This is a genomic window from Alkalibacterium psychrotolerans (genome assembly GCF_054784355.1).
Map to the genome: position 1 here is coordinate 25,211 of NZ_BAAGPH010000140.1, position 9,824 is coordinate 35,034.

General features: G+C 41.1%; 5 protein-coding genes. 2 read left to right on the forward strand and 3 right to left on the reverse strand.

Annotated features, from left to right (window positions below; genetic code table 11):
- Window positions 1-92: 92 nt before the first annotated feature.
- From treC to ACYVLS_RS11680, 3 genes are all read right to left on the reverse strand, one after another.
- A complete protein-coding gene (gene treC, locus ACYVLS_RS11670; protein WP_460324736.1) occupies window positions 93-1,745 on the reverse strand; it encodes an alpha,alpha-phosphotrehalase in 1,653 nt (550 codons plus the stop codon).
- A gap of 154 nt (window positions 1,746-1,899) precedes the next feature.
- The gene (treP, locus tag ACYVLS_RS11675) at window positions 1,900-3,354 is read right to left on the reverse strand and encodes a PTS system trehalose-specific EIIBC component (RefSeq protein ID WP_460324738.1); all 1,455 of its coding nucleotides are present in this window, start codon (window positions 3,352-3,354) and stop codon (window positions 1,900-1,902) included.
- 237 nt (window positions 3,355-3,591) lie between these two features.
- Entirely contained in the window at window positions 3,592-4,866 is a 1,275-nt protein-coding gene (locus ACYVLS_RS11680; RefSeq protein WP_460324740.1) for a bifunctional folylpolyglutamate synthase/dihydrofolate synthase, read from the reverse strand.
- A gap of 777 nt (window positions 4,867-5,643) precedes the next feature.
- Here ACYVLS_RS11680 and ACYVLS_RS11685 point away from each other — a divergent pair.
- Window positions 5,644-9,507: a Cna B-type domain-containing protein gene (locus ACYVLS_RS11685; RefSeq protein WP_460324742.1), complete on the forward strand. Its 3,864-nt coding sequence runs from the start codon at window positions 5,644-5,646 to the stop codon at window positions 9,505-9,507.
- A gap of 15 nt (window positions 9,508-9,522) precedes the next feature.
- The gene (locus tag ACYVLS_RS11690; RefSeq protein ID WP_460324744.1) at window positions 9,523-9,765 is read left to right on the forward strand and encodes a hypothetical protein; all 243 of its coding nucleotides are present in this window, start codon (window positions 9,523-9,525) and stop codon (window positions 9,763-9,765) included.
- The last annotated feature ends 59 nt before the right edge of the window (window positions 9,766-9,824 follow it).

Genomic DNA, 9,824 nt, shown 5'->3' on the forward strand with positions numbered 1-9,824 from the left:
ACTCCCTGCAAAGGACAAATAAAACCGGAGAGGAGTCTCATTTAAACCACTCCTCTCCGGTTCTATTTTATTTTCTCAGCTTTAAAGGCGTCTTATTTCAGTAAAAATGCAACTGTTTCGTAAGCACCCAGTTTAAAGTCTTTTTCAAGCGTGCGTTCTTCGCGGTTACCAATCAGATAAGTCGCGTCCATTTCCAGCAGTTCATCTGGCAATGTGATGCTGCTTTCTTCCGCATAAAAATGGTTCAGAACGAGAAGCGTCTGGCCTTTATAGTCTCGTCTGTACGCAAAAATGCTCGGATGATCAAGTTCCAGCGCTTTATAATCACCTTCTTGAATAATCGGCATATCTTTGCGCAGCTGAATCAGTTTCTTATAGTAGTCATAGATGCGCTGACTCATTTGACCGGTTTCGGCGTTAATCTGTTTGTAGTTATCCGCAACCTTCAGCCACGGTTCACCTGTAGTGAAGCCGGCATGTTCGGACTCATCCCACTGCATCGGTGTACGGGAATTATCGCGGGATTTTTCCTTGATAATCGCCATGGCTTCGTCGTGTTCAATGCCTTTTTCTTTCATTTCTCTGTAGGCATTATGCGTTTCAATATCGACGTAGTCCTCCAGATCCTCAAAGTTCGGATTGGTCATGCCAATCTCTTCTCCTTGGAAAACATAAGGTGTTCCGCGAAGCAAGTGATTTGTCTGGGCGAGCATGGTGCTCGTTTCATATGGATAATTTTCTACATCTCCGAATCGGCTGTTGGCACGCGGCTGGTCATGGTTATTCCAGAACAAAGCGTTCCAGCCCCCGCCTTCTGCCATGCCTTCTTGCCACTCATTCAAAATGGACTTAAGCTTGATAAAGTCAAAGGGCATCAGCGTCCATTTTTCGCCGTCTTTATAGTCTACTTTCAGATGGTGGAAGCTGAAAATCATCGACAACTCGTCGCGCTCAGGATTAGAATACTTCACGCCGTTTTCAACCGTCGTGGAACTCATTTCACCAACTGTAATAATATCTTCATACTTTCCAAACGTTTCCTTGTTCAGCTCCTGAATGTAGTCATGAACAATCGGCGTATCCGTATAGTGAGATTTACCTACGCCATCATCCGCATCTTTCAGCTCGTCATCTTTACCGATAACGTTAATAACGTCGAATCGGAAACCTTTCACGCCTTTTTCCAGCCAGAAATTAACCACTTTGTAGAGTTCTTCTCTGACATTCGGGTTACGCCAGTTCAAGTCAGCCTGCGTGACGTCATAGAGATGCAGGTAGTACTTGTCCGTGTCACCAAACTTGGACCAGGCTTTCCCGCCGAATTTAGACTCCCAGTTTGTCGGCAGACTGCCATCTTCCTGAGCTTCTCTTAAAATGTAAAAATCCTGATAATACTCATCACCAGCTAAGGCTTTCTGGAACCATTTATGATGTGTTGACGTATGGTTAAGTACCATATCCAGCATCAAATCAATGCCGCGTTTACCGGCTTCTTCGACCAGTCTGTCAAAGTCCTCCCACGTCCCAAACATCGGATCAATATCTGTGTAGTTGGCCACGTCATAGCCATTATCATTTTGAGGTGACGGGTAAAAGGGGTTCAGCCAGATCATGTCGATACCTAAATCTGATAGATACGGCAGTTTTTCCGTAACCCCTTTTAAATCCCCTACCCCATTGCCGCTTGTGTCTTTAAATGACTTTGGATAGGCTTGATAGATTACTTTTTCGTGAAAATTAGTCATCATCGTCTCCCTTTCTATTTCTTTTTTGTGAACCAATAGAAAAAGGGTTTTCCCTTAATTGCTGTCTTTTCCAGTCTTTTCCTCCAGAAATGTACAATTAAGTGGAAATACCCTTCCCCCATAGAGTAACATCATTCAATTAGTTAATTCTATTTTAACGTCCCAGTTTTGGAATCGGCAAGTTGTCGTTCTCCCAGCTCGTCAAGATTTCATTTTTCTCGAAGACGATAACTAAGGTAATTGGTACTACAATAGCAACTGCCATGGCAATCAAGAACCAGATGAGACCTGACTGAATACTCAAGAAACCTGGTAAGCCCCCGACACCAATGTTGAAAGCCGTGACGTCCATTGCCACAGAAAGCATTCCAGCAAACGCTGAACCAATCATTCCGGCAACAAATGGGTAAACATATTTAATATTAATACCAAACAAGGCCGGTTCTGTAACACCAAGGTAAGCTGAAATTGCAGCTGGTACAGAGACTGCTTTTTCTTTTTCGTCTCCACGGTGTAACCAGATAACACCCATAACGGCTGATGCTTGAGCGATATTTGATAGAGCAATCATTGGCCATAAGTTTGTTCCGCCAAAGTCGGATACCAACTGTAAGTCTATCGCGTTAGTCATGTGGTGCAGTCCGGTAATAACAAGTGGTGCATAGAGTCCACCAAACACAAAGCCGAATAACCAGTTAAATGTTCCGCTTAATCCCCAGTTAACGATTTGAGATAACCACGTACCCAACTGCCAGCCGATTGGACCGATAATAGCGTGAGCAACAAAAATCGTTGGTATTAAAGCGAATAACGGAACAAAGATCATGGACACAGCTTCCGGTACCACGCGGCGCAGCCACTTCTCAAGGAAGACCAGTAAGAAGGCGGCCATCATCGCTGGGATAACTTGAGCCTGGTAACCAATCATATCCAGCTGGAAGAATCCAAAGTCCCAAACAGGTACGTCACCTGCCAAGATATCTTCTACACCATAAGCATTCAGTAATTGTCCTGAAACAAGTGTCAAACCAAGTATAATACCTAAAATTTGAGTGGTGCCCATTTTACGGGTAACACTCCAAGTGATTCCGACAGGCAACATGTGGAATATCGCTTCTGCTGGCAACCAAAGGAAAGCATTAACCCCACTCCAGAACTGAGATGTTTCAACAATAGTCTGACCATCCAAGAATCCCATAGGAACGGCTTCCAATACGTTTCTAAAACCTAAAATCAAACCCCCGATAATAATTGCTGGAATCAATGGGGTAAAGATTTCTGCCAAAGCAGCCATGATACGCTGCAGGGGATTCATGTTCTTCTTACCTGCACCCTTCACTTCATCTTTAGACACACCTTCCAGACCAGATACAGCTGAGAATTCATTGTAGAAATCACCTACACGATTTCCTACAATCACCTGAAACTGTCCTGCCTGAGTGAACGTCCCTTTTACTGACTCGATCTCTTCAATTCTTTCTGTGTCTGCTTTGGACGGGTCGTCCAATACAAAACGCATACGTGTCGCACAGTGCGTGACTGCATTGACGTTTTCCTTACCGCCAATCGCATCAAGCAGTTCCTGTGCATCTGTCTTAAAATCTGCCACTATTATTTCCTCCTTTGTCTAAACTTGTATATACAAGTTGTTTGCATTTTTACTATACTTTACATCAGGAAAAAATGCAAGCGTTTCATTTTAGTTTTCTAAACTTTTATCGTCTCCTTTCCTTCGCTTCGGTTTCTACTAGTTTCGTTTACTCTCTATTTATATTTTAGCACTGTTTGCCGATGAACTAATAGTAAAAGCCCTCTACCTAAAGGAGGCAGAGAGCTTTTACTCAATTTATTTCCATACTTTTCTAAATTCACCAATCAGATAAAGGGAGCCAAATACGATAATTTTTTCGTTTGAGTGGGATGATTCTTTTAAACTTCTTATAAGCGATTCAACCGAGGAAAATGCTTCAGCCGCGACACCTTCTGCCTTAATTCTTTCAGCCGTTTCATGAGCATCAAACCCCCTGTAAGGATCCGGAGAAACCGTCAGCATTTGTTTAGCTTGAGGAAATACGGTTCGAAGCATGTCCATATACGCTTTATCTTTCATCATTCCTACAACAAAAATCAATTGGTCATCCGGAAAGAGTCTAAGCAGATTCTTGTTCAAATGAGCAATGCCCTCAGGGTTATGTGCACCATCAATAATAACCGTCGGCTCATGATTAATCTTTTCCATTCGACCCGGCCACTTTGCTTTTTTCAAGCCGTTTCGAATAGCCTCTTCATCTATCGAAAAACCTTTTGTAGACAAAATTTGTGCTGCTTCAATTGCCAGAGCCGCATTTGAAATCTGATGTCTGCCGAGCAGCTGAATAGTCAGATTATGAAGATGTTTATATGAAAACTCACTTTTATCTTCACTCATATTAACCTTCCTGACGTCTTCTGCTTTCACTTGAACGACTTTAGCATGTTCTCTTTCGGCTTTATTTAAAATGACCGCATTTATATCTTTTGACATTTCATGGAAGATGACTGTGCCTTGATCTTTAATAATTCCTGCTTTTTCTGAAGCAATCTCTACTTTCGACACACCTAAAACCTTCATGTGATCCAGTCCGATAGATGTAATGACTGCAGCCAAAGGTGTATTGATAATATTCGTCGCATCCAGACGGCCGCCAATTCCCGCTTCTAAAATTACCAGGTCACACTTCTTCTCGGAAAAATAAACCAAAGCAACGGCGGTCAATATTTCAAAGGAATACAATACTTCATCGAGTTCCTCTTCTACTTCCTCTACTAAAGGAGCGACGCGCTCTGTTAAGCGAATAAATGCCTCATCAGATATTTCTTCATCGTTAATTCGAATACGCTCATTGATTCTTTCCAAATGAGGTGACGTATAGATGCCTACTCTAACGCCCGCAGCACTGGAAATGGATGCCAGAAAAGCACTGGTTGATCCCTTCCCATTTGTCCCTGCAATATGTACGTATTTCAAGTGTTCCTGCGGATTACCCAGCTTTTCCATCAGCAGCTGCATACGGATTAAACTCTCTTTTTTTCCAGTGCCTCTATTCGTATTAACTAAATTAATGACGTCTGTCATGTTCATAATAGTAACTCCTCATAAATCGATTGTCTCTTACAGTATACAATATTTAAGGAGAAGAGTAACATAAAAGATGAGGGATTATACGTTATGTGATAAATTGAGCATTAAGTTTGTTTTGAGCTGCTGTAACGTTTATCTAAAGAGATTTATGTGGCTATTTTCCAGTTTAATTTTTATATATTCACTGAATATTAATTTTTTTAATATTTTAGGGTGTTATCGGTTGCTATTTAAAATTCTTTGGATTATACTATCCGTAAGAAATAGAATTATTCACACTTTCTTCATATTTTTTCCCAACCGCCCCGTTCCCAACACCTTAATTACACTCTAAGCACACCCTCGTGTTTAGATACCTAGTGCAAATCCCAGACCCCTATTTTTTTATACCCCTTCTGTCCCTTTAATTTTTCATGCTCTTTTTAATATTTATCAGTTCTAATTTAATATTATTATCCATTAATCGCTTAATTATATTATAAGTCACCCTCGTATATAATACCTCAACATCTACACCTTATCTTTTTTCTTAACTTCCTACACCATAAACTTAATTACCCTATACACCTTTCGTTATACATCTTATAAACCTCATAATTATTCCTCTTTAGTGAAACCATCACAATACTACTATCCTTGTCTTATGTTATGTATTTTAATTTAATTTTCTAACCTTTTATTTTGCGACCCTTTTAAGGAGGTGAGGACGACTGATATCTAAAACTGAATATCTACCTCAATCGTCCGCAGTACTTTAGTTACGGAGGTGTAAAGAATGTGAAAACTCAACATAAGTCTATGCTGACTCATTTTATTACGCTTCTATTTGTGATCTTTCAGTTTGTACAGTTCATGCCTTCCAGTCTCCTGACTGCCATAACTGCATCCGCTCAATCTGCCAGTCCAGTCACGCTATTTTCAGATGATAAGGGATCCGGTGACGTTAAGTGGACCGTAAGTGAAGACGGCAAGCAGATTACCTGGAACATAACTGTCAACCAAGCTGCATCAGAAACAGAAGCCTCTCCAGTCGCCGAAATCAAGTTACCCGGAGGCATCGGAGAACCTAAAATAGACTCAGCTACACTCAATGGCAACTCCATTGGAACAACATTCACCACAGTTAATGGAAATTATCGATTCAATCCTCAGTCGTACTCACTTGACTCACAAAAATTAGACATTCAGTTTAAAACAGAAGTCAGCGACCTAAACGCAGACACCCTTGCTTTCGGAGTCGGTGGAGCCATTGAACTGGTCGATACCCAAGCTACTCCTTCTCTGCAGAATATAACTGTTCCTAACCGGTTAGCACAAATTGAAAAAGAGCGGATTGCAGAGGAAGAACGATTAGAAGCTGAACGTATCGCAGCAGAAGAGGAAGCCGCTCGAATAGCAGAAGAAGAAAGACTAGCTGCTGAACAAGCGGAAGCTGAGCGTTTGGAGGCTGAACAAAAAGCGGAAGAAGAACGACTAGAAGCTGAACGTTTGGCTCAAGAACAAGCCGATAAAGTAGAAGCGGAAAGACTAGCTCAGGAAGAAGCCGATAAAAAGGCTGAAGAAGAGCGTTTAGCTGCCGAAAGGGTTGAAGCCGAGCAAGAAGCTGAAGCTGCAGAGCTAGAAGAAGAGGAAGACAAAGAAGACAGTATTGCTTTGGAAGAAGAGCAAGATGTTGAAGAGGAAGTAGAAGACATCGAACTAGAAGTCAAAGCCGAAGAAGACAGTGAAGCGGTTGAAGAGCTGGATTCTGTCATGATGATGGCTGAAAGTATTGGCATTCTAAGTACCTTTAATGCTCTAAATTACTTTTCAGCCACCGGGATTAGTATAAATCAACATTATGCAGCTGTTGGTATATTTATTGATACAGAAGATAATGTTCGTTTGATACTAGATAATGTTACTAATACGGCAAATCAATCAGATTTTCATTCTCCGATGTTAAATGGTCAGAATGCTCTAAATTACTCTACTGATTTCAATGTATACAATCAATACTGGGTAGAAGTAGGTGCTCAACTCACCTTAAATGTTGGTGGAGAAACTATAGTTATTGAAGGAGAAAGACTGATTGTTTTCGATTTCGGCCCTATGACAAATACTTTAGAAGAAATTAACACAATAAGCATCGATAATAGGGCACGTGGTTTCCGTATCGAAGGTATGACAGTCACACTTGACCTTGATTACACAATCACTAAAGAGGTCGAACCTACTACAGCGACCATTGGTGACGAACTAATCTATACGATTACTGTCACTAATAATGGTGATTTAGCTTTAAGTAATGTGGACGTTTTCGATGACACTCCTGATGAAATCACTGTTCTTCAAGTTAAAGATGGTAGTGGAGAATGGATGGATGCTGTATTAGACAATGGCAGAGTTCAATTGGCCAGCGGCATTTCTCTAGCAGCAAACGGAGTCTCACGAACCTTTCTAGTGAAAGCTTACGTTAATGATAATGCTGTAGATGGTCAGGAGTTGACTAATACAGCCACTATCGGAGGTGCATTTGCTCCTAAAACGGATACATCTACTGTAATGGTGGAAGCTACTGATGTTTCCATTCAAAAATTTATTACAGGAACAGATGCAGATATGGATGAAGAGTTTGAGTTTAGTTACTCAATTGTTAGACCTGGGGAAATTGAAGTCGATCACTATTACTCACCAGTAAACGACACCTTTATGTTAGGTGACTCTGACATCTTCCCACTTAACAATTTACCTACTGATGCATTACTGACATTAAGTGAAGAGTCTGGCGAGTACGAAGTAACCGTTACTGCAAATGGAACAGAAGTATTGCCAAATTCAGAAGGCACATACGAATTTAATTTAGCTGACTTTGAAAACTTGGAGATTATTGTCACTAATGATTTAACTGTTCCTAAAGAAGACTTTACCGTCATTAAAGAGTGGGTAGGCGGACCGGAGGAAAACAAAAACCCTGTTGATATTAACATCACCTTATGGCAAACAACAGATGGAATAACTCTTACAGAAGTAGAAGTTGACCCGGATGTTGATCCTCTTGAAGGACCATCCAATACCTTCACGTATACATGGGCTGGCCTACCATTACAAACACCTGATGGTGACCCTTATATCTATTACTTCACTGAAGAAGAAGTAAGCGGATATACACGGGAATACGCTAACCCAGTAACTATAAATGACGAACTATATGGAGAATTTGTAGAGTTTGAAGGTCTAGTAAGAAATATTTATCAAGTTCCTTCAGATGATATTGAAGCAACTAAAACATGGATTGGCGGAGAAAACGTTCGACCTGATCTTTGGTTCCAGCTGCGTCGTACTATTGAAGGTACCGATTTAGATGAAGCTGTAGAGGTCCTGCAGTTACCTACTACTGAACTTAATGAAGAAACTGTTTCAGTAACTTTCATGAACGTTAATCTTACAGACGAAAATGGTAACGCGTACAACTTCTATGTTGTTGAAGGAACAGTTGACGGGGAAACAGGCGACTTCATACCCGGGGACCCAGAAAACTTTGTCCGTTCTGGTAGTGGACTGGCTTTGACCAACACCTTTGAAAGTCCACTTATCGCTATCCTAGCCCGTAAAATCTGGGATGGCGGTCCGATTACTGACCATGTAGCCGTTGCTTTGACCTTAAGCCGTAGAAGTGATGAAGGCGAATTCGAAGTACTGGATATCGTGCCGGTGATTACACCAGAAGACGGCAACCATGCTCAATTTAATTATATCTGGGCTGACCTGCCGGAATTTGACCAAGATGGCAATCCTTACGAGTATCTCGTCACTGAAGAGTTGGAATTAGATAACTACGACTCCGACGTAGTATTTGATGAAGAACTCGGTATCTGGATTGTCACTAACACTTATGTCATTCCTCAACTCGAAATAGCCGGTACGAAGAGCTGGTTTAATGATACTTTAGCTCACAGACCAGGCATTTTGGAAATTACTCTCTTCAGAGCGATTGGAGAGGGTGGACCAGAAGAAGTCATTACAGTGGAAGTCTTTGCAGACGAAGACGGCAACTGGATGTACGACTTCGGTGAACAGGACTTTACTGACTTTGACGGAAATGTCTACACTTACTTCATTGAAGAAGAAGTGCCAGACAACTACCTTGAAGAGTATGCAGCTCCTTACTTCATTGAAGACGTCCTACAGCTTGATGTATCTAATACCTTAATAGATGGTGATTTGTATATTATCAAAGCCGATCAGGATGGTAATCCAATTACTAATAATCCTGCAGAGTTCAGACTAACCCGCATTTCTCCAGAAGCAGCTGAAGGTGAAGAATTCAGCGAACTCTTTGAAACAGATGAAAATGGCGAACTTACTATTACAGATTTACTTGCAGGAACTTACAGTCTAGAAGAAACACGCGCACCATCCGGCTTCAACTTACTTCCTGACGATATCATTGTCGTTATTGAAAAAGGTGAAGATGGCGAAACAATTGTCCGTTATGGAGAATCCTTGATTAATGAGGAAAATCCATTAGTCATTCGCAACCGCCCTTCCCAGCAGCTTCCAGATACAGGCAGCATGGGAACGACAGTCTTTACACTACTCGGCCTCGCTTTAATGGGAGGAACCGTCTACGGTCTCAAAAAAAATAAAAAGAGAATATAAAGAGGAGTGAGTAAAATGTCAAAACGAACACGGAAAATAGTAGGCTTACTAATGGGACTTCTGATGATCCTCTCAGTAGTAGCACCTGCTACAGCGATGGCAGAAGCAGAAAGACCAGACACAAGACCCGAAACAGGTAACCTGCATATTCATAAATTGGTATTTAATGATGGAAATTTTGACGATACTATAATTAATAACTCAAGTTTCGCACCCCTAAGAACGACGTTCTATCCTTTTACCGTAAAGATCAGTTAGAATATTGAACTTAAAAGTACAGAAAAAGACACCTCTCTTTGGTAAAATGTAGTTACCAA

Coding starts and splice junctions, on each gene's coding strand:
- treC (WP_460324736.1), bottom strand. CDS start 1,745: ATGACTAATTTTCACGAAAAAGTAATCTATCAAGCCTATCCAAAGTCA.
- ACYVLS_RS11680 (WP_460324740.1), bottom strand. CDS start 4,866: ATGAACATGACAGACGTCATTAATTTAGTTAATACGAATAGAGGCACT.
- ACYVLS_RS11690 (WP_460324744.1), top strand. CDS start 9,523: ATGTCAAAACGAACACGGAAAATAGTAGGCTTACTAATGGGACTTCTG.